We start from the raw sequence: 19,611 nt of genomic DNA, 5'->3' as shown, positions 1-19,611 counted from the left end.
TATTTAGCTGTGATAATAAAGACTTCTCTGAATATTTTAGAAAGAAGATCAATACTCAAGTTATAAAAGATGGTGATAAGACAAGGACATTTCACTCATTTAGGCACACTTTCATAAACAAGCTCATTCAAAGTGGCCAAAGAGTTGAGCATATAGCTGCTCTGGTAGGGCATGAACAACAATACAAGATCACTATGAATACTTATGGCGAGCCAGTAACTCCAAAAATTCTAAAGGATCTAGTTGAGGAGGTAAATTTTTATCAAGGAGGGGAAAGGTGAGCGTAGTAAAGATTGATTTATAATTTAAGGTTATTTAAGATTCTAAAATTATGCTTAATTTTATGACTTTTTAATATTTTGCTATATGTTATTTGATTTATCTTAAACGGATCGATAAACAACGAAAAACATAACCTAAACCAGCTTGCATCTGTATATATTGCATCTGCTATCAAAAAGCCATCTTGTATTTCATCTGGGCGAGGATACTTTTTGTCTAACAAGTCAGACAAAAGACCTCGTTAAGGATTATCCCTAAAACCCCATATTCATTATACAGCCTAAAAAATTACTGTATTTTGTTCCATAAGAACCAAACACTAATAACTCAAACGCATCTTTATTTTCAAAAAAATACCCTCCTTACTGGTTTGTCCAGTAAAGAGGGTACATATCAAAACCCTTCTCTTTTTCTTTTATAGAACTTTTGCGTTATATACTTCTTCGGGCTTAGCGGCCAATAGTCTTGCTGCCATATCTTTTTTCATCTGAATCAAAGTAGTCTCTTCTTCTTCACTTCTATCTTCTTTTCTTGCTAATTCAACAAATTCTTTTAGTACAAAACCTGGCTTTATGGTTATAACAACTGTTTTATCTCTATACTTGAATTTAAAATAATATCTTCCATGGGGACTTTCTAAGACTTCTTCAGCTTCTTTTAAATTAATATCAACGGAAATTCTACCACCTGTTACGCATCTTGTTACCATTTCAAAAGCATCTAGCCCTCCCGGTCCCGGAAATGCTGTAATAAGATATATCTCTCTTCTTTCTAATAATTTCCCATCATCTAAAAGTGGAAAGGCTCTACTCATGACTTGAAATGCATGAGCTACTCCCCCGGGATAACCTACACCATGATAGTTTAGTAAATCATCAAAGCTATATTCTAATTCATGTCCTTTTTCTAATACTTTTATTTTATCCATGTTTCTTCCTTTCTTGTTAAAACTACTTCCTCAATATTGTAGCAACTTCATCATCTGATAATTTGTAATCATATTTCTAATACTTTTATTTATCCATGTTTCTTCCTTTCTTGTTAAAACTACTTCCTCAATATTGTAGCAACTTCATCATCTGATAATTTGTAATCATATACATATTCAAAGAAATTCTTTAACTCTACTTCCATGTCCATATCTGAAAACAATTGTGGATACTGTATTTTTGCAGCCCATTTAACTGTAAGCGGAGTTTCAACCCCAGGAGGATCCCACCTATAAACACCTATAGGAATTTTGTATACTTGTTTGTTAGCTACAGCTTTAATTGTTGACCAGTCTCTACCTTCCTGCTTATTTTCAATAAAGTCTTCCGGCATTAAGTCTGAATGATTTCCTAAATAAATGATATCAGGGTTCCATACAATCATCTGCTCCATGTCCACTTCAGCCAATTTACCCTTAAGCTCGTGGGCCGGATTATAAGCTCCACTTGGTTTCATCCAATGGTCGTATGTTTTTACAGCTATTTTCATGTCACTATAAAACTCTATAACTTTTGGTTTATCTTCATCTTTTATTTCAGCTAACTTTGATGTTACTTCATTAATTCCTTTGTCCATATATTCAACTAATAAGTCGCCACGTTCTTTCTTTTGAAGTACTTCAGATATCATTTTTATATTTTCTTTTATACTGTCAAATTCTGCCCTCTTTAAAGCTACTACCTTAAGTCCTGCAGCTTCCATTTTTTCAATTTCTTTCTCAATATTCGAATAAATAAACACTACATCCGGTTTTAGCTTCAATAACTCTTCCACGTTAACAACTGAGTCTTTTGAACACCATTTAGTATTCGCATTAGCTAGTTGTGGATACATGTTTTTTAAAACACTTTCTTCAAAAGCTTTAATAGAAGATGGGTTGCATCCTACAATTTTATCTGTCTTTCCATCAATTGCATATATTATAGACGGAAGAGGCTTGTCCACCGTTGCAATTCTTTCCGGTGTTTTTTCAAATTTAATCGTTTTTCCTCTAACATCAGTAACCGAGTATTCGCTTTCTTTTACCTCTTTAACTTCTTGCACTTGACTAGCTTCTTTTTCGCTGCCGCCACAAGCATTTAAAATTAATGCTAGTACTAAAAATAATAATAAACTAATCCTTCTTTTCATTTTTCCTCCTTTGAAAATTATACACTTAGTGGATAAACTCCAAACAAATCTGCAACTTCTTCTCTTAATATATGAGGTCTTTGTCTAAGAGCTTTGCCAACTTCTATCTTTCTTTCTAAATCAACTTGATTAATTCTTTCTTTTAATTTTCCTTCTTGTTCATTCCTTTCTTTAGCAGAGTAAGGTTCTTGATATAGGGTTTTAATAGCTTCATTAATTTCATCTTTTGAATTAAAGGTTCCCAGTACAGAATCTATAAAAGGAAAGGACAGAATATATGCATATGCCGCTTGAACCAAAGTTTGGTCTTCTTTTATACGAATAGCGTTAAATATATCTTCATAAAGCAACAAGTCTCCTGTTGCCAGCGGATTCATAGCTATTGTCCCTATATCTTTTTCATGAGTCTTCATTATTCCTTTTAATCTGTATTTGGAATTAATTATATTAAAGCCCTGTAAACTATAATCAAATTTATACTCCCCAATCATCTCAATTAGTTCTTTATTTTGTAAGTGTGAAGAAAAAGTAATATGCTTAATAAGTCCTTCTTCTCTTGCTTTTTCCATCTCTCTTATAGCTCCATAGTTTTTAGCTCCTCTCCATTCTTCAAAAGATTTTACACCCCAAAGACAAGTAAAGGAGTCAATACAACTTATTCCTAAATTCTTCAAAGAATTTTCAAGATTTTTTCGAAATGTTTTAGAATCTCCGGCATGTGTCTTTGACATAATATAAAATGGTTTTTTATGCTTCTTCATTTCTTTTATGGCTGTACCTAATATAAGTTCTGAACAATTGTTTCCATAAGTATCGCCGGTTTCAAAGAAATTTATTCCTTGTTTATATGCATAGAAGAAATTTTCTGCATGTTTATCTATATCTTGGGGATTCTTTAAGTGATGACTTCCCATAGATATTCTTGAAATTTGTATGCCTGTAGATCCTAATTTTCTATATTCCATTCATTAACCTCCTTCTAACAGTTCTATATGGTTTTATAAGGTGCAACTGTTTTGTATTCAACTTCTTCTGCTTGAAAAACTAAAATTTTAGCTTTGATCTGAAAATACTTTTGTAAGTTATCTTCAGTAATGGCTTTCGAACTTTCATCAAAGGTTGTTTTGTAGTCACTACCGATAAACAAAGTTTTGTCAGATATCTGCAATGCATGACTAGGAAAATGAGTGTTTATTATGCAAGCAGATTTTTTATTTACATTTATATGTTTAATTGCCTCTATGATTCTAATTTGATTCTTCATATCCAGGTTTGACTCCGGTTCATCTAAAATAAGAAGTTTTGGATTAGAAACAAGAGCTCTCGCAATCATAACCATTTGAAGCTCTCCTCCGGATAGCTCATCACAGTATCTATTTGATAGCTTTTCAACTCCTAATTCTTTTAAAGTTTCATAAGCTTTATCATAATCTTCCTTCGTAGGGATATGGAAAAAACTGTTTTCCTTGTCTAAACCCATCACAACCATTTCTAAAACCCCATAACTAAACACACTTTTCTTAACTTGAGGAACATAACTTAAGTTTTCCCATAATTCTTTTTCTGCATATTCATTTATATCTTTGCCGAACAATAAGGATTTTCCCGTGTCCCATTTTAAAAACCCCATAAGACACCTTAAGAAAGTAGTTTTACCCACCCCATTGGGTCCAAGAATGGACATTACTTCTTCTTCTTTTAAATCAAATGAAATATCTTTTAAAATTTTTCTCTTGTCATATGAAAAAGTACCTTTTTTAACTTGGAGTATCATCTTCTTTCTCCCGAATTCTTTCTAAGTATAGTTATGAATAATGGCGCACCTATAAATGCTGTTAATATTGAAATTGGAATTTCATTGCTTGTAGCTGCTCTTGCAAGGGTATCTATCAGTAATAAATAAATTGCTCCCATAACACAACAAGTTGGAATAAGGTACCTATTATCATTTCCGATAACCATTCTCGCCAAATGGGGAATTATTAAACCTATCCATCCTATAATTCCACATACAGAAACTGTAGTTGCAGTTATCAATGTTGAGAGTAAGATAACCACAATACGTAATTTTTTTACATTAATTCCTAAAGACCTAGCCTCATCAGAATCTAGAGATAAAAGATTCAATTTCCACCTTAATAGAAAGAAGCCGAAAATACAAGGTATTATTATTATTGAACAAATAACAAGGTCTCTATAGGATACACTTGCTAAACTTCCCAGCAACCACATAGTGATAGTTGGAAGCTTATCTTCCGGATCTGCTATATATTTAATAAATGATATTGAAGCATCAAATAGTGACTTTACAATTACTCCGGATAAAACTAACACATACAAATCTGTTCGTTTTTTTACTCTGGATAGGTTTAAAACTATATAAACTGCTAAAAGCCCCATAAGCAAAGAAACATGCTGAGTCACTATCATGTCTAGGGATAATAATATAGATAAAGCCGCCCCAAAACCTGCTCCTGAAGACACCCCTAGTAAGTCCGGGCTAACTAAAGGGTTTGAAAAAACAGTTTGATATGCTGCTCCTGCCAGTGATAGCCCTGCACCTACTAAAACTGCCATAAGTATTCTAGGTAGTCTTATGTCAATTACTACACTAGTTTCATGTACGCCTAAGCCGCTAACATCTCCGGTTATTGTTTTGTATATAATCATAAATGCTTCATAGGGGCTAACCGGATATCTTCCTAAACAAATAAAAGTTAGTATTAAAAGCAATAGCAATACAGAGAGAACCAATATGCATAATTTTTTATTCTTAAAGAAACCTTTCCCCATTTATCCACTCTTTCTAATTAAGAGTTATATTATAGCACTTGTTATATTTGAAAGTCAAGATATTGATACGCATATTCATCTTTAAAATGGTCATCATCATACTCTTCATATACATAATCATAATTTAACCTAAAATGCACATTACCAATGTACGCATCTACCATTGTTGTGTTAGCAGTCGGTTTTTTAGTGTAGGCTTCTATGGTCAGGCTTGCTGGCATAAAAGAGTTTTGGTAGTTAAATTCACTCCTAGCAATAACACATTTTTCATTTAGGTATGAATTGCAAAATTCTAAAAACTTAGCTCCTAATTCATCTGCTAGCTCTCTTTGTGTGCTAGCCAAATCTACAAACTGATGTGCCCCGTGAGGTAGATCACGTCGCCGATCTTGATATCCGCTAGATCCTCGGGCGCGATCGGCGTGGTTAAAATTTTCTTACTCATAGCGCAAACTCCTTGTGCGATTTTACGGCAAAATTTAGCCCCGCGTCCCAGACGATGTGCCCTTTACGGTGCGACCAGCAGCCCACGTTTACGGCGACGGCGATGACGCTAGGATGGCGAGCGCAGTTTTCGATATGCACGCCCATCACGGAGCTTGCGCCGCTCATGCCCTGCGGGCCCAGGCCGATCTTATTTATGCCATCTTCGAGCAGCTTTTCGGTTAGCGCGGCGCGTTCGTTTGGATTATGCGAGCCAAGCGGTCTCATCAGCGCCTTTTTAGATAGCAAGGACGCCATGTCGATCGAGGTGCCGATGCCTACGCCCACTAGCAGCGGAGGACAGGCGTTTATGCCGTAGCTGGTCATTATATCCATGACGAATTTCACGACGCCCTCATAGCCCATGCCAGGCATCAGCACGGTCGCCTTGCCAGGTAGGCTACAGCCGCCGCCCGCCATGTAGGTGTGGATTTCGCACTCGCCGCTATCTGGCACTATCTCCCAAAATACGCTCGGCGTGCCCTTGCCGACGTTTTTGCCGGTGTTGTACTCGTCAAACGTCTCGACGCTGTTGTGGCGCAGCGGAGCCTCGCGTGTCGCTCTCAGTACGGCCTCTCGTAGTAGCTCCTCAAGCTCGCCGATGAGCGGGAAATTTGCGCCACAGCGGACAAAAAACTGGATCACGCCCGTATCCTGGCAGGACGGACGGTCTAGCTCCTTGGCTAGGCGCTGGTTTTCAAACATCGTTTTGTAGATCTCCTTTGCCAGCGGCTGCGTCTCGCGCTCACTAAGCTCGCTTAGCTTCGCCGTCACGTCGTCAGGCAGCACTTTGCCCGTGTAGCCGACGAATTTCGCCATGACCTCGGTCATCTTTTGCACGGCTCTTTCTTTATCCATCGCTTCTCCTTTGTCAAATTTTACTTTCAAATTTTTCATAAGCGCCCGCCAGGACGCAGCCTGCAGCGTAGCAGAGCAGATCGGCGAAATCAAACGTTCCGCCGATCATTACTTTTAAAATTTTATTTTCTACGCCTAGAATTTGCACCGCGCCAAAATACTGCGCGAGCTCCAAGGCTGCCGCGAACGCGAAAATTTTAAACGGCAAATTTAAAGGCGGCGCGTTTGCTATTTACAATGCTATTTGCTGCTTATTAAAACGGTTTTTTAATGTTACCTTTTGACAATACAATCGACCTAACACTGCATCATACCCAGCTGATAAAGGCAGAGATACAGAATAAATATACATTATATAACTATATCAAAGATGCAAAAAAATACTATCCAAGTTTTGATATTTGGTATTTTACAAATGTACTGCCGTCATTAAAAGACGGGACAAAAAAAATTATAACTTCCTGTGATGATAATCTCAGGGGTCTTGCTATACTAAAATATAACGAAAAAAAATTATGCCACTTATCTGTTATGCCCCCTTATAAAAATAAAGGCTACGGCATAAAACTTTTTAAGCAAAGCTTTATAGAATTAGAAACAGAAAAGCCTTTCCTGACAGTGTCCGAAGAAAAATTAATAGAATTTAAAAAAGTATTTGATTACTTTGAATTTGAACTTACAGACATTATAGATGGGTATTACCGAAAAGGCAAAAAAGAGTATTTTTATAATCAAATATAATCCTACCCCTCAAACTCCAGATAAATCATATAGCTTATAGTGTTTAGATTGTGCGATACGCTTTTAATACTAAATTTTACATTTTCAAGTCTGGTTACGCCGGTTATTTTTAGTTTTATGCCGGCCCTTAGTTCTCTACCAGTGGCGGTAAGCGAGCCGTTTATTCCGCCGCGTCGTAGTTCGTTTAGCTTGGCTTCGCCTTTTTTAAAGGCTTCATTGTCTGATTTTGGCTCGGGGATATTTAGCTTATAGGTTTGCTCTCCGCCGCCGATCTTAGCTTGTTTATCTTTACCGTCTTTACTATCGTGCCACTGCACTATTACGGCTTGGTAGCTGTTGCGGTTTGCTTCTGTGATCGATAGGCTCTCGCACTCAAATTTATTCCGTTTATTTGTCTGAGTGCGGGCGTAATTTTACAAATGATTTATCAGACTTGCATTATACGCAGCGCCAAAGCCGTTATCGATATTTACGACGCTAACGCCGTTTGCGCAGCTGTTTAGCATCGCTAGTAGCGCCGCTAGCCCGCCGAAACTCGCGCCGTATCCCACGCTGGTGGGCACCGCGATCACCGGCACGCTCACGAGGCCTGCTAGCACGCTAGCTAGCGCACCTTCCATGCCGGCGACCGCGATCACGACCTTTGCGCCGCGTATCTCATCAAGTTTTGCGACCAGCCTATGTAGTCCTGCCACGCCAACATCGGTAAATTTTCTCGCGTCATTGCCTAAAAATTTTGCCGTCTCATAGGCCTCCTCCACGACTGCGCCATCAGCAGTGCCAGCAGAGACTATCGCGATATAGCTTTTTGTGAGTGCCTGTTCTTTAAATTTGACGTTGATCACCTTACCACGAGCGTTAAAATTTGCCTGCGGAAAGATCTCACGCATGCGTTTAAAAACACTTTCATTTGTTCTTGTGATCAGGATATTTTCATTTTTTTCGCCGATCGCACTAGCGATTTGCAAAATTTCATCATCTGTTTTATTTGCTCCGTATATCACCTCGCCAGTACCATTTCGCAAAGCGCGCTGAGTGTCGATCTTGGCGCATCCGATGTCGTTAAATGGGTAGTTTTTTAGATACTTTAGCGCATCTTGCTCGCTCATCTTGCCGTTTTTTATACCAGCGATAAATTCTAAAATTTCAGCCTCACTCATGCCAAAACATCCTCTCTAAGCCCCTTTAGATCAAGCGTCACCTCTGCCGCGCCAAGTGCGACTAGCTCTTTAACGATAGACTTAAATTTCACGTCACTCAAAAAGCTTTGCATGCTATAAAATGGCATTTGCAGCTTCATTTTTCTATCATCAAGCCTTGCTCGCACATTTGCATAGCCGCATTTTATCAGTAAATTTTCAGCCGCTTCTACTAAATTTAGCTCATCTACGCTTATCTCTTTTTCATGCGGCAAACGAGTTAGCAAGCATGCGTAGCTTGGCTTTTCTGCTGTTGCTAAATTTAGCTCGCGTGAGAGCTCGCGGATCTCAAATTTACGTAAATTTATTAGAGGCGAAAGCACGCCAAGCTCTTCTTTTGCTTTTAAACCAGGGCGATATTCGCCAAGATCGTCTTTGTTTGTGCCGTCAGCCAAATTTGTAAAGCCAAGCTCTTTTACACGAGCAAGAAGCCTTGAAAAAACTGCTTTTTTGCAAAGATAACAGCGATTTTGCGGATTGAGCTTTATCTCATCAGCGATGCCTACCTCAAATACCTCGTGCCTGATGCCATAAAATTTAGCAAATTCTACCGCCTCGTCTATCTCGCGCAAAGACATATAGGGCGATTTTAGCGTGATAGCTACCGCGCGCCGGCCTAGCGTATCGGCGGCAACGCGCAGCAGTAGCGAGCTATCCACGCCGCCGCTAAACGCTACGGCTAAATTTTCCAGCTTTTTTATATCATTTTTTAGAATTTCTAGTTTCGTCATATTTTTTTAAAGTCTCGTTTCTAACCTCGCGGATCGTCGTTTGAAATCTCTGCGCGGCTTTTTTGCAGTCCTCGAATTCGGGCTTGATTTTTAAAATTTCGGGGTAATTTCGGGCTAAATTTTCGTCCGTTAAATTTTGTTCGGCGTTAAAACCGCAAACTCGGCCGCGCGAAATTTTAAGCCTTATTTTGCCGTATTTAGTATCTACCTCGCAAAACTCGCGCGCAAGCCCCGTTTTCCTCACGGCGCACTCTCTAACTCCGATCGCCGTCGTATGCGCGAAAATTAGCCCCTTTATCCGCGCGGCGTCCTGCTTGCGGCACAGCGCGTTTAGCTCAAAGCCCGCGCGCCCCTTTTTCATAAAAATAGACCTGCTAAATACGTCCAGCGCGCCGCTATCTCGCAAAATATCGCACGCAAAGGCAAAGCTTTCGGCGTCCATGTCGTCGATATTAGTGGAGATTAAAATCCGCTCGCAAAGCTCGCCATAGCCGATCTGCACGCTCAAATTTGGCTCATCTCTCAAGCCTAAATCCTCGCTCGTTTCGCAAAGTATCACGCGAAGCGCGTTGGCAAAATCTGCGACGTCTTTATCGCCCGCGCCGTAGCCCGTGCTTAAAATTTTAAAATTTCTCGGCGGGTCGCGACGGTCTTGCTCCCTTAAATTTAGCGCGCAGGCCTTTAAAATCGCCGCTCCCGTGGGCGTAGTCGTCTCGAAATTCGCCCGCCCTAAGCTTACTTGCGCGCCTTTTAAAATTTCGCAAACAGCAGGCGCCGGTACGGCTAGCCTGCCGTGAGCGCAGTGTGCAAAACCGCCGCCAAGCTCGATAGGCGAAGTAAAAATTTGCGGCGCGCCCAAGGCCTCCAAGCAAATAGCCGCGCCCACTACGTCCGCGATGCTGTCCGCGGCGCCCACTTCGTGAAAATGTACTTGCTCTACGCTAGTGCCGTGGACTTTGGCCTCGGCTCGCGCGATAACGCTAAAAATTTCGCTTGCCGTTTTTTTTACGAAAGCGCTTAGGCTAGAGCTCTCGATAAGCTCTAAAATTTGCGCGAAATTTCGCGGATGCGGGCGGTTTTGGGCGGGCTTATCCGCTCTAAATTCGGCGCCGTGAATTTTGCCGTTTAAATTTTGACGCGGGCTAAATTTAGCGCCTAAGAGGCCAAGCGGAAGCTGACCCAGATTTGCCGCGCAGACGACGTCTATTTTGGTTGCGGAGATACCGCATTTTAGCACTTTGTGCTTGCGTAGGTAAAACTCGCTAGCTAAATTTAGCTTAGCAAGCTGGGCGCAAAGATGGCTAAAATCCGCGCCCAAATCCACCAACGCGCCTAAATTCATATCGCCGCTGATGCCCGCACTTGCGTCGTAGTAAAGAAATTTCGCCAAGCTTAAACCTTAGGCACCGTCATCGAGCCAAACGGCAGGATGATGATTTTGGCGTCCGCGCCCTTTTGCGCGAGCGCGTCGTCCACGGCCTTTTGGATGTCGTGGTATGGTTTTAGATGCACGGCGCGCATCTCATCGCCAGCGATCAACTCATCAAAGCTTTTTTGATTTATCGGATTTGCCAGAGCCTTTGCGATGAGTGCCGTTTCGTCGAATTTAGCCACGGGGTTGGGGTTAAAAACTCCCAGTAAATTTTTTTCCGGAACGCTTAGGTCGATGATATCATCTTTGCCGTAGCGAATAGGAATTTGCACGTTTGCTCCTTAAGTATAATCATTAATTTTTTATCTTAGGATTATATATAAATTTTTCTTTTAAATGTATTTAAAAAGGGTATTCAATTTTTAAATTTATAGAGCGGATAAAATTTATTATGGTTCTTTGTCAATAGTGGGGGTGTAAAAACACCTCTATCTATTGCAAAGACGTAAATATATCAATTTTCTAAATCTTTCATAGTTTCTTAGTCCATAAGATACTCTTTTTATTACTTTTATTTTGTTGTTATTTCCTTCTACAAACCCATTGTTTATTTTATATTCTACTATATTTATTATCTCTTTTTTCCAACTTGTTATTGTATCTGCTAGTTTTATACTTTGCTTTATATTAAATACTCTCAATTTTTCAATTAATTGCTCTATTCTCCTTCTCATTGTCTTTACTGTCTTGCTCTCAAACATCTTGTAAAATTCTTTTATTATTCTATACATCTTTTTCAATGTCTTATCTACTTTTAATATCTCTTTTAATATTTCTTTTTGTCTTTGACTAAACTGACTTATTGGGCTTTTACTTAGTATTTTCCAATATTTTTTTAACTTCTTATACTTTTCATTGTCTTTGTTAAATAATTCTACTCTTAAATCTCTTAATGCCCATATCCCTTGTCTTATTACATGATATTTATCTGCTACTATTTGGGCCTGAACTATATTACTATTTATTACGCTTCTAAATGGCTTAAACATATCCATTACAACTACTTGTGGTTGTATTTCAAATTCGTTTATTATATTTTTTATTGTTTGTGAATGTCTATTTCTTAATATATCTACTAGTTTACGGTTTTTATCATACATCGCTAGCTGATATTTCTCTTTTTCTATATTTCCTTTAAATTCGTCTATATATATGACTGATGTATCTGGAGAGGTTTGTCTTTTTAGGGCGATTGCGTTTTATGAGGGAGATATTAAGCATATTTATTTTGTCGCAGAGACTAAATGGTCTATGAACTCTATGCAACTTCGCCAAATCGAAGAATCTAAAATTCACTGCGCAAAGGAGCATTTTAAGGCTATAAGCAATGATAGCGTGGTCTATGACGTAGTGGATAGCTATAAATCACTACTGGATAAAGTTATGAGGTAAAAAATTTATTAGGAAGTTAGGTCGCAGTATAAAAGAGCCTGTGCAATATTCCAAAAATGGTTATTGTGCTGCTCCTTTTGAGGGAAAATTTGACTGCCATTTGTCAATATGAAAATCTGAGGTGATATTGCTTAAAACTCTACCAATAAAATACTCAGTATGATAGAAAATCACAGCGACTGACTTAATCTTACCAGTTTTAATTCGAATTAAATTTAAATATACAATTATCTTAACCAAAACATCCTTGCAAATTTATATAAATTATAGTATTATACTCCTAAATATTTAAGGATAAAATACTATGTACATCAAACGAGCCATAAGCGATGAAATAAAAGAGTATATGAAAAGCTTTCCAGTGCTTTTGATAAGCGGAGCTAGACAAGTTGGCAAATCAACCCTTGCTTTAAATTTAGATATACCAAACTACGTGACGCTTGATGATATAAATATCTATGAAGCAGCGAGAAACGATCCAAAAGGCTTTATAGAACATTGCGAGAAGCCTATCGTGATAGATGAGATACAAAGAGTTCCCATACTGCTTCTAGCCATAAAAGAATTTGTAGATAAAGATAGAACAAACGGGCAGTTCATACTAACTGGCTCTGCAAATTTAAAAGGCTTTAAAGATATATCAGACTCACTTGCTGGTAGGATAGGCATAGTGGAACTCTACCCGCTTTCTCAAAAAGAGTTAAGTCATAGTCATGAAAATTTGATAGATATTTTAAGTAGCGATATAGGCCATCTGGTGTTTAGAAAATATGACAACGACGGCTTATCTGAGAAGATCATAAATGGCGGCTATCCAGAGATCACAAAGATAAGCTCTGAAAAATCAAAATATCTCTGGTTTAGCTCATACATAAGAACATATATAGAATCAGATGCCAAAGAGATAGGCAACATTAGAAATATGGATAAATTTATCACTATGTACCGCCTATGTATGCTAAGAAGCGGCAATATCTTTAACAAAAACGAGCTATGTCTAGAGTCTGGGCTTGATAATAAGACATTTGATAGCTATTTTAGCGTGCTTGAGCATACCTATCAGATCCAAAAGCTTCAGCCGTATTTTAACAACGCTCTAAAAAGGCTCATAAAAACACCTAAAATTTTTACTACCGACACAGGGGTACTGGCACACTTACTACAAATTTCTTCAGCACAAGAGCTTGCAAATTCTCTTTATAAAGGTGCCATATATGAGACATTTGTATTTGATGAGCTACTAAAAGCAAATACAAGTAGCAAAAAAAGAGCAAATATATACTACTATAGAACGAGTGATCAAAAAGAGATAGACTTTATCCTTGAGATATCAGGTAAGCTCATAGCCATAGAGGTCAAATCTTCAAAAACTATCAGCAAAGATGACTTTAAGCACATCTATCATCTAAAAGAAAATTTACAAAGTAAATTTGATAAGGGCATAGTCTTTTACACTGGAGACAGAGCTGTAAAACTAGATAATGATACGTTTGCATTGCCGTTTGGTTTTATGGATTAGAGATAGCTGAGAAGATGCAATGCTAATGATTTAGCTGCTACAAAATTTACCTCTCCAAACTATCATACCCTGACTTTACATTTTGCTCTTTGCCCTCTATCTCATTTGATTGTTGTGTTGATTGCTCCAACCCAAAGTCCTTATCAAGTCCTTGATCATATAGCTCTTGCTTTGTTATTTTTAGTGAGCCAAACGATATATGATCATTTGCTAGAGAGATCTTATCTGTTTTATAACACTCCTTTAGCTTATTAAAGCCTTGCATATCTTGCCAATCTTTCATATAGGTTTTTATATTATAAATTAAGCCTTTATAGTTAATCTTAGCTATATCCGATAGATATTTTTTAAAGTTTTCAGTTCTATTTATAAAAGCTAAGTAGTATCTATTTATATCTAAATGGCCATCGATAGCTTTTACGAAGCCTTCATATTCATTTTGTTTAAGTCTTAGCTTTTGAATGAGATCATCATCATAAAATCCAGTTTTTATCTTTCTGGCTGCTTCATAAAATTTATCTCTAATGTAGATATATGGAGTATAGTGTCTATTTTGGCTAAAAGAATAGGCTGTATTTTCTTCTGGTAGGTATAGGTATCTGCCGCTCTTGCCAGAAAGTATTTGATGATTTTTATATTTTTTAAACACAGTGCTCTCGTCAAAGTATTCTATTAACTCTTTTATTGGAATCTTTGATGAAATAGCTTGGTAGCTTGCTCTTTTAATATGTGAGTCGGTATCTTTTGGCTCATGGCTAAGCTCATATTTTCTTAGATTTTGTAAATCTTCATATATGGCTTTAATATCCATATTATTAATATCTGTTTTTAAGCCAGCATCTTCAATGGCTCTTGTATTATCAAAAGTTTTTCCACTAATGCTTACAACCTCAGATCCTGGCACTGGAGTGTAGTGAAATTTACTAGGATATAGGCTTTGGTTATTTACTATGTTATATAACCCAAGCTCTCTTGTTATCTCCTTTATGTATTCATCATATTCGTTTAAGCTTGGAGCCTTTGTTGTGGGTATGATGAGTTTAAATTTCTCTACTTTTGTGCCTGGCACTTGATAGGTGGTTGGGTATATGAAGCCTTTTATCCCTTTGCTTTGCAGTAAATTTTGAGCATCATTTGCAGTAAATTTAGAGTTATCTATATCATATATAAGCGTAGGAGTTATGCTGTCAATACTGCTAGCTTTTTCATTTTTATCTTTGAAACTTGCCACTGATATAGCTGAATAGTTTTTAAGTATTGATTTTAGGTTGTATGGCTCTATTAGTATCGTTTCCCAGTTATTTAGCACTTGAGTTTTTGGGTCCTTATTTGGCGCGCCAAAGTCACTGCTCACACTCAATGTTATCTTTGGCTCATTTTTATTGGCTTGAAGCTCTATAAGCATTTGCTCTAGTTCATTAACCACGTGAAATAACGCTCCTTTTCTACCATTATAGACTATCTTACACATTAGATCAGTTAGATTATAAGTTCCCTTAAACCCATCCACTCTTACTTTATATTTATCATTTACCATTTCAGCTTTTGCGGTAATGTTAAATTTTGCATTGATCATAGGCAAAAATTCTCTTATATCCATTGCGTTAAGCCTCTTTGCTCTATCATAGTAGTCTTTTTTGAAACTCTCATCTTCTTCTATCATTCTTAATAGATAATCAGCTGTAGAATTTCTAGCATCAGCTAGCAGCTCTTCAACACTTATATCCTGCTCTTTTGTATTAGCTTTTGGCTCGATCACTACATTTGTTTCTATCTTCATCTGTGTATCTTTTTCTTTGCCTTTCTTAACCTTTTGTGCTGCACTTTTAAAGCTTTCATATTGCTTTTCTAGTTGATCTTCATCCATACCTAAAGGCTCTATATTATTTAGACCATACTTGTTAGATAAGATGTCATTAACAACTCTTTTAAATTTCTCTGCTGATTTAGCCATGATGGCTTTTGCTTGTTGCTTGGATGCACCTTTTGTATATATGGCCCCACCAGTCTTTACACTATGAGTAAATTTCATATTTTCAAAAGAGACTATTAGATGGATGTGAGGCTCTCTTTTTAGCGGTTCGCCATTTTTATGTTTTTTATTTAATACTCTGTTTTCTAGCGCCCCTTCTGGACGAGGAATATATGGCTCTTCTTTTATTATAGGCAGATGAGCTTCAGCATAAAAAAGTAACTCATCTATGTCGTGATTTGGGAAAGTTAGCCTTAAAAAATCCATTATAAACTCATCTATATTGCCACTTTCATATAGTCTGCTCCACTCCTCTGAAGTAAATGACAAGGATATATGATAGTAGTTATGTTTCTTATTCTTTTTCTTGCTCTGGTGCCTTTCAGACATCTCGATAAGATCTAAATTTCCAGCCAGTGGCAATCTATCATCTTTTTCATCTCTAGTTAGCTTTGAATCTCTTTTCTTGCCAGTTTTTAAATAATCAGCTACGCCTTTTTCTCCCTTTGAGATCTTAACTATCATAGTTACTCCTTATTATGCTTAAAATTTCAGTTAGGACTGATTGAATTTTATACAAATCTTCTTGTGCTCGCAGTATCACTTCTAAAGCTATATTACCACTAGTCTTATAAGCTATATTTAGTCTCTTTGCTATTTGATTGATGTTGTTAAAAGGTCTAGCAAAATATGTAATGATTGCTGGATATAGCTCTTTCTTTTTTATGGATTCAGAATTTACAGTGCCATTATCTATAAGATAGGAAATGATTTCTGATCTTGATATTTTTAGTTCTCTAGTCATATCAGATAATTTGCTATTTTGCTGAGAAGTGATCCTTATAGAGAGCACCTTATCCTTGATATTTTTTGGCATATGATATCCTTTCATAAAATGTGATAGCGAGATGAAGCGTTTTAACGCTTCTTATATCTCGCATTGTAGCCCTCGGCAGAGCAAGATTATACAAGGTATGAAAACGAAGTGTCATACATTGTATGTGTCTTGCTATTAGAAAAATTTGCTTACTACTGAACATTACCACCACCATTTTTGTTTAGCCATTTAGTAAAATCTTCACTAGCTTTTTGACTATCTTGGTTGTAGATATGGATAATAAAGCCTTGAAGATTAGACATGTTATAAAGTGCCTTATCTAACTTGCTTTGTAGTGCAGATCCGGCTTCATTTGTCTTATGGCTATCATAAAACAAGTAGCCAAAAAAGAAGAGTGCTTCTATAAATACAAAGGCAATTAATGCAGATGTTATCTTCTTCATCAAGGAGCTAAAAGATGAGTTGATCTTCGATATAGTTTTATCTGCACTTTTTAGAGTGTTTTTAAGGTTGTTTTGAATCTCTTTTGTTGCATTTATAAGTTCAGCACCTACTTGCTCTATTAGATCTGTTTTTTCTTTAAAATCTCCATTAAAACTATCCGCAGTTTTATTAAAAAGCTCAATATTATTTCTAATATTTTCACTAGCATTATTGCCCATTTCGATATGTTCTTGTAAAGCAATTACGGCATTTGCCGCAACTGCTGTATCGCTACTCTTGATTGTTAGTGCCATTGCTTAGCTCCTCATCTTCTTTTTTGTCTTCTTTGGGTACGAGAATATGACATGCATCAGAGGATTGATTGGCATTTGTTGCCTCATACTCTTTCCTCCATTTGGAAAACTCCTTATTTGATAGCTTTACGCTAAAACTTTTTTCGATTAGTAACTTGCACTCTTTGAGTGTTGCTTTTTCTGGAAACAAGACCTCAATACATGCTTGTTTAATCTCCTCTTTTTTCTCGTTTTTTCTAATGATTTTTAAATCATTTAAAATAGCTCTTTTATTTGACATACTAAATCCTCTCTTGTCATTTTAAAAAAATAAGAGATGGCAATAACCATCTCACCAAATGGGCATACTTATGGTGTGCCCAATAAACTCAATATGGTTGGTGCTAATGAAGTTTTTTATTTAAGTATTTTAAAAGTAGAGAATGATTACAATAGGTGTGCTTATTACCATATTGTAGAGATTCTCTTTTAAATACTTAGGCTGAATCTCTACCTTTAAATATTTTTATTCATATTTTCCTCCTTTTATTTCTAAAATGCTTTTAAGCAAATTGTGCAAATTATAGGATAATTTGATAACTTATTCAATTAATAAGGAAGAAATATGGATTTATGGTCTGAAGAATGCGATATACCAAGTGGTTTGTTGATTAGTTGACTATGTGACCTTGCATATCAAAAAAATACTTATAAATAGCTTAATGCATATATTTTTATAGGCTTTGAAGTGGTCATGTTAAAAATTTAATTCACACACAAAGATATTTTTATAAAAAAATTACTTTTATATTGCTATAACTTTTTGACCTTATCCATTATAGTTAATATTTCAATGCAAAAAAGAAGAGCAAGACAGCAACGGTTTAGGTGCGTTGCAAAAAGCTCTTCTAAATTATGGTATAGCTCTTTGATAATATTATTTCATAACTTTATCCAGTAGCGATTTGTAGCTATCTACTACGTCATAGACCACGCTACCATTGCTTATAGCCTTAAAATGCTCCTTTGCGCAGTGGATTTTAGATTCTTCGATGCGGCGAAGCTGCATAGAATTCATAGACCCATTGGCCTCTACAACAAAATAAATGTGCTTGATATCGCCCTCATAAAACGCGATCGCCCAGTCGGGGGTTGTATTTTCCCACAGGCGTGCTTATATAAAAGCCACTTGGAAGCTTAACATAAACGGCAACGTCCTTGCTTGCATCTAGTTCCATTGCAAAATTCTTCTCATTTGTCGAGTTATATACGACATGATCGTAAAGATATTTTTTGTTTTAACCGCATTTTTGTTAAGCTGACCTTTTATCGTAGGATCCGTAAAAATTTTCACCTAGCGCATTATAAGTAATATGCTGTATAATCGCTGTCGCTTTTTCATAATTCATAAGAGCAGCTGCTTTTATTTGCGAATTTTAGACTCTAATGCGAAAATTTTCCTTTGCAAAAGCTCCTTTTGCTCTGATCTAGCTACGGAATCTTTTAAACTTTCATCTGAAACTATTTTTTGTAATGTTTCGCCGGCTATCTGGCGAACGAAATTTTCGTAGGGTGCATCAAGGTTTAATCCCTCTAGTTTCAAAGGCAAATTTTGCTTATCTAGCCAATCGGTATAGTAGTACGAATTTACTTTAAAAGCTATATTTCCAGATATAGTGGCCTCTTTGTAGCTAATGCAAACTTTATAAAGGTTGGTAGTTGAGGACGCAATTTTATTGCTCCAAATAATTTTATCTACTTGCCCTATGAATATTTTTTTTCAAAGCAGGTGATATCTCTAAATTTTCATAAAATTTTTGCTTTGGGATTTTTTTATTAAACTCTGTGCTTTTTGGTAGTTCTATAGCCATAGATAGCTCCGTCATTTTATAACTAAAAAGCAGATCAGCTCAAAATCATCTAATCCTGATATAGCAGACATCAAGGCAGAAGTGCCGCCGGCTGAAAAACTGATTGCTTCGCTTAACGGTTTTGACATTTTACTCATATCTTTACAGTCGTTGGTTTCGTGATTAAATTTCTGGTATAAAGGCGAGATAAGCTCTTTCTTTCCTCTACAAAGAAGCCTTAAGTTACCTAATATGCTTTTTGGCTCAAGATAATCGCAGATAATGTCGCCATCGGTTCCGATATATACCATATAAAAAAGGGTGAATTCTATCTCTATTGTCGACATTAACGCTGTTGTTTACATTTTTAAGTATAAAAATAACGCCTTCGGGTAGCTCATTTGTGGCTGAAACAACGGCGTGTAGTCATTTAGGAGAGGTAAAAATAAAACGACACTCATCTACTGAGTCTAGCTGTTTTTTTAATTCTTGATAGGCGTATATAGAAAAACAAGACTATTGACTGAGAAAACATAAGAGATTTAATTTGTAAAGGTTACACTGTTACTTTTTTGACCAACGATAATGCAATAAAATATTATGTATTTATAAGCAAAATTTGCCACGCTTCTCCTAAATAAACGCAACAAATATGAACTAAAATCAGAGTTTATTTTTAGGAAA

The 19,611-nt window shown here is 36.8% G+C and carries 25 protein-coding genes and 2 pseudogenes; 4 read left to right on the top strand and 23 right to left on the bottom strand.

Features of this window, described 5'->3' with window-relative positions; translation table 11 throughout:
* Positions 1-281, top strand: a 281-nt coding sequence (locus F3G76_RS10145) for a tyrosine-type recombinase/integrase (protein WP_149706649.1), incomplete at its 5' end; no start/stop codon positions are given.
* A gap of 416 nt (positions 282-697) precedes the next feature.
* On the opposite strand, the gene F3G76_RS10135 is transcribed toward F3G76_RS10145, so the two are convergent.
* The 8 genes and pseudogenes from F3G76_RS10135 to F3G76_RS10095 all read right to left on the bottom strand — a co-directional run.
* A complete protein-coding gene (locus F3G76_RS10135) occupies positions 698-1,210 on the bottom strand; it encodes a hypothetical protein (RefSeq protein WP_149706647.1) in 513 nt (170 codons plus the stop codon).
* A 119-nt stretch (positions 1,211-1,329) separates the two neighbouring features.
* Positions 1,330-2,403, bottom strand: a complete 1,074-nt coding sequence (locus F3G76_RS10130; protein WP_009649437.1) for an ABC transporter substrate-binding protein — start codon at positions 2,401-2,403, stop codon at positions 1,330-1,332.
* Positions 2,404-2,420: 17 nt separating this feature from the next.
* On the bottom strand, positions 2,421-3,368 hold the full coding sequence (locus F3G76_RS10125; RefSeq protein WP_149706646.1) for an aldo/keto reductase: 948 nt from the start codon (positions 3,366-3,368) through the stop codon (positions 2,421-2,423).
* 23 nt (positions 3,369-3,391) lie between these two features.
* On the bottom strand, positions 3,392-4,177 hold the full coding sequence (locus F3G76_RS10120; RefSeq protein ID WP_149706645.1) for an ABC transporter ATP-binding protein: 786 nt from the start codon (positions 4,175-4,177) through the stop codon (positions 3,392-3,394).
* The gene (locus F3G76_RS10115) at positions 4,174-5,196 is read right to left on the bottom strand and encodes a FecCD family ABC transporter permease (RefSeq protein ID WP_149706644.1); all 1,023 of its coding nucleotides are present in this window, start codon (positions 5,194-5,196) and stop codon (positions 4,174-4,176) included. Before F3G76_RS10115 ends, F3G76_RS10120 begins: the two co-directional genes overlap by 4 nt.
* Before the next feature lie 41 nt (positions 5,197-5,237).
* Complete coding sequence (locus F3G76_RS10110; protein ID WP_149706643.1) at positions 5,238-5,540, bottom strand: hypothetical protein; 303 nt, start codon at positions 5,538-5,540, stop codon at positions 5,238-5,240.
* Between the two features lie 97 nt (positions 5,541-5,637).
* Positions 5,638-6,537, bottom strand: a complete 900-nt coding sequence (gene ttdA / locus F3G76_RS10100) for a L(+)-tartrate dehydratase subunit alpha (protein WP_149706642.1) — start codon at positions 6,535-6,537, stop codon at positions 5,638-5,640.
* A gap of 13 nt (positions 6,538-6,550) precedes the next feature.
* Positions 6,551-6,763 (bottom strand): annotated as a pseudogene (locus F3G76_RS10095) (DUF2809 domain-containing protein); the annotation flags it as partial.
* Between the two features lie 44 nt (positions 6,764-6,807).
* Here F3G76_RS10095 and F3G76_RS10090 point away from each other — a divergent pair.
* Positions 6,808-7,278: a GNAT family N-acetyltransferase gene (locus F3G76_RS10090; RefSeq protein WP_149706641.1), complete on the top strand. Its 471-nt coding sequence runs from the start codon at positions 6,808-6,810 to the stop codon at positions 7,276-7,278.
* A gap of 2 nt (positions 7,279-7,280) precedes the next feature.
* Here F3G76_RS10090 and F3G76_RS10085 read toward each other — a convergent pair whose 3' ends face one another.
* The 6 genes from F3G76_RS10085 to F3G76_RS10060 form a co-directional block, all read right to left on the bottom strand.
* The gene (locus tag F3G76_RS10085) at positions 7,281-7,595 is read right to left on the bottom strand and encodes a hypothetical protein (protein ID WP_122863435.1); all 315 of its coding nucleotides are present in this window, start codon (positions 7,593-7,595) and stop codon (positions 7,281-7,283) included.
* Positions 7,596-7,691: 96 nt separating this feature from the next.
* On the bottom strand, positions 7,692-8,438 hold the full coding sequence (gene larB / locus F3G76_RS10080) for a nickel pincer cofactor biosynthesis protein LarB (protein WP_149706640.1): 747 nt from the start codon (positions 8,436-8,438) through the stop codon (positions 7,692-7,694).
* Complete coding sequence (gene larE / locus F3G76_RS10075) at positions 8,435-9,208, bottom strand: ATP-dependent sacrificial sulfur transferase LarE (protein WP_149706639.1); 774 nt, start codon at positions 9,206-9,208, stop codon at positions 8,435-8,437. The genes larB and larE overlap by 4 nt, the downstream gene beginning before the upstream one ends.
* Positions 9,180-10,598 carry a nickel pincer cofactor biosynthesis protein LarC gene (gene larC / locus F3G76_RS10070; RefSeq protein ID WP_149706638.1) on the bottom strand — a complete coding sequence of 473 codons (1,419 nt, stop codon included), beginning with the start codon at positions 10,596-10,598 and terminating at the stop codon, positions 9,180-9,182. The genes larE and larC overlap by 29 nt, the downstream gene beginning before the upstream one ends.
* Positions 10,599-10,600: 2 nt before the next feature.
* Positions 10,601-10,912, bottom strand: coding sequence for a lactate racemase domain-containing protein (locus F3G76_RS10870; RefSeq protein ID WP_149706637.1), 312 nt, complete (start codon positions 10,910-10,912; stop codon positions 10,601-10,603).
* Between the two features lie 156 nt (positions 10,913-11,068).
* Positions 11,069-11,788 carry a DUF1722 domain-containing protein gene (locus F3G76_RS10060; RefSeq protein ID WP_083827858.1) on the bottom strand — a complete coding sequence of 240 codons (720 nt, stop codon included), beginning with the start codon at positions 11,786-11,788 and terminating at the stop codon, positions 11,069-11,071.
* A gap of 4 nt (positions 11,789-11,792) precedes the next feature.
* Between F3G76_RS10060 and F3G76_RS10865 the strand changes: the two genes are divergently transcribed.
* Together F3G76_RS10865 and F3G76_RS10050 are read left to right on the top strand one after the other, a co-directional pair.
* Positions 11,793-12,032, top strand: a complete 240-nt coding sequence (locus F3G76_RS10865; protein ID WP_149706636.1) for a restriction endonuclease — start codon at positions 11,793-11,795, stop codon at positions 12,030-12,032.
* Positions 12,033-12,336: 304 nt separating this feature from the next.
* A complete protein-coding gene (locus F3G76_RS10050; RefSeq protein WP_149706635.1) occupies positions 12,337-13,551 on the top strand; it encodes an ATP-binding protein in 1,215 nt (404 codons plus the stop codon).
* 46 nt (positions 13,552-13,597) lie between these two features.
* Here the strand turns inward: F3G76_RS10050 and F3G76_RS10045 are convergent, their stop codons facing one another.
* The 9 genes and pseudogenes from F3G76_RS10045 to F3G76_RS10015 form a co-directional block, all read right to left on the bottom strand.
* Positions 13,598-16,048, bottom strand: a complete 2,451-nt coding sequence (locus F3G76_RS10045; RefSeq protein ID WP_149706634.1) for an aminotransferase — start codon at positions 16,046-16,048, stop codon at positions 13,598-13,600.
* Positions 16,038-16,400 (bottom strand): plasmid mobilization relaxosome protein MobC, encoded by a 363-nt coding sequence (locus tag F3G76_RS10040; RefSeq protein ID WP_149706633.1) that lies wholly within the window; start codon positions 16,398-16,400, stop codon positions 16,038-16,040. Before F3G76_RS10040 ends, F3G76_RS10045 begins: the two co-directional genes overlap by 11 nt.
* Before the next feature lie 152 nt (positions 16,401-16,552).
* Positions 16,553-17,098, bottom strand: coding sequence for a ferritin family protein (locus F3G76_RS10035; protein WP_149706632.1), 546 nt, complete (start codon positions 17,096-17,098; stop codon positions 16,553-16,555).
* Positions 17,076-17,378: a hypothetical protein gene (locus tag F3G76_RS10030; protein ID WP_149706631.1), complete on the bottom strand. Its 303-nt coding sequence runs from the start codon at positions 17,376-17,378 to the stop codon at positions 17,076-17,078. Before F3G76_RS10030 ends, F3G76_RS10035 begins: the two co-directional genes overlap by 23 nt.
* A gap of 636 nt (positions 17,379-18,014) precedes the next feature.
* On the bottom strand, positions 18,015-18,185 hold the full coding sequence (locus F3G76_RS10965) for a restriction endonuclease (protein WP_262974848.1): 171 nt from the start codon (positions 18,183-18,185) through the stop codon (positions 18,015-18,017).
* Positions 18,186-18,201: 16 nt separating this feature from the next.
* Positions 18,202-18,360: pseudogene (locus F3G76_RS10960) on the bottom strand (restriction endonuclease); the annotation flags it as partial.
* A 140-nt stretch (positions 18,361-18,500) separates the two neighbouring features.
* Positions 18,501-18,680, bottom strand: coding sequence for a DUF4391 domain-containing protein (locus tag F3G76_RS10860; protein ID WP_223227465.1), 180 nt, complete (start codon positions 18,678-18,680; stop codon positions 18,501-18,503).
* A gap of 148 nt (positions 18,681-18,828) precedes the next feature.
* Complete coding sequence (locus F3G76_RS10855) at positions 18,829-18,948, bottom strand: DUF4391 domain-containing protein (RefSeq protein WP_223227464.1); 120 nt, start codon at positions 18,946-18,948, stop codon at positions 18,829-18,831.
* A gap of 11 nt (positions 18,949-18,959) precedes the next feature.
* Positions 18,960-19,274: a hypothetical protein gene (locus tag F3G76_RS10015; RefSeq protein WP_223227463.1), complete on the bottom strand. Its 315-nt coding sequence runs from the start codon at positions 19,272-19,274 to the stop codon at positions 18,960-18,962.
* Positions 19,275-19,611: the final 337 nt, after the last annotated feature.

Source organism: Campylobacter concisus (genome assembly GCF_902460575.1).
GTDB lineage: Bacteria > Campylobacterota > Campylobacteria > Campylobacterales > Campylobacteraceae > Campylobacter_A > Campylobacter_A concisus_AW.
Note: the sequence above shows the minus strand (reverse complement) of the source record. Positions and strands in the feature narration are given on the sequence as shown.

Coding starts and splice junctions, on each gene's coding strand:
- F3G76_RS10040 (WP_149706633.1), bottom strand. CDS start 16,400: ATGCCAAAAAATATCAAGGATAAGGTGCTCTCTATAAGGATCACTTCT.
- F3G76_RS10030 (WP_149706631.1), bottom strand. CDS start 17,378: ATGTCAAATAAAAGAGCTATTTTAAATGATTTAAAAATCATTAGAAAA.
- F3G76_RS10090 (WP_149706641.1), top strand. CDS start 6,808: ATGTTACCTTTTGACAATACAATCGACCTAACACTGCATCATACCCAG.
- F3G76_RS10120 (WP_149706645.1), bottom strand. CDS start 4,177: ATGATACTCCAAGTTAAAAAAGGTACTTTTTCATATGACAAGAGAAAA.
- ttdA (WP_149706642.1), bottom strand. CDS start 6,537: ATGGATAAAGAAAGAGCCGTGCAAAAGATGACCGAGGTCATGGCGAAA.
- larB (WP_149706640.1), bottom strand. CDS start 8,438: ATGAGTGAGGCTGAAATTTTAGAATTTATCGCTGGTATAAAAAACGGC.
- F3G76_RS10865 (WP_149706636.1), top strand. CDS start 11,793: ATGACTGATGTATCTGGAGAGGTTTGTCTTTTTAGGGCGATTGCGTTT.
- F3G76_RS10855 (WP_223227464.1), bottom strand. CDS start 18,948: ATGGCTATAGAACTACCAAAAAGCACAGAGTTTAATAAAAAAATCCCA.
- F3G76_RS10135 (WP_149706647.1), bottom strand. CDS start 1,210: ATGGATAAAATAAAAGTATTAGAAAAAGGACATGAATTAGAATATAGC.
- larE (WP_149706639.1), bottom strand. CDS start 9,208: ATGACGAAACTAGAAATTCTAAAAAATGATATAAAAAAGCTGGAAAAT.
- F3G76_RS10130 (WP_009649437.1), bottom strand. CDS start 2,403: ATGAAAAGAAGGATTAGTTTATTATTATTTTTAGTACTAGCATTAATT.
- F3G76_RS10045 (WP_149706634.1), bottom strand. CDS start 16,048: ATGATAGTTAAGATCTCAAAGGGAGAAAAAGGCGTAGCTGATTATTTA.
- F3G76_RS10050 (WP_149706635.1), top strand. CDS start 12,337: ATGTACATCAAACGAGCCATAAGCGATGAAATAAAAGAGTATATGAAA.
- F3G76_RS10125 (WP_149706646.1), bottom strand. CDS start 3,368: ATGGAATATAGAAAATTAGGATCTACAGGCATACAAATTTCAAGAATA.
- F3G76_RS10115 (WP_149706644.1), bottom strand. CDS start 5,196: ATGGGGAAAGGTTTCTTTAAGAATAAAAAATTATGCATATTGGTTCTC.
- F3G76_RS10035 (WP_149706632.1), bottom strand. CDS start 17,098: ATGGCACTAACAATCAAGAGTAGCGATACAGCAGTTGCGGCAAATGCC.
- F3G76_RS10015 (WP_223227463.1), bottom strand. CDS start 19,274: ATGTCGACAATAGAGATAGAATTCACCCTTTTTTATATGGTATATATC.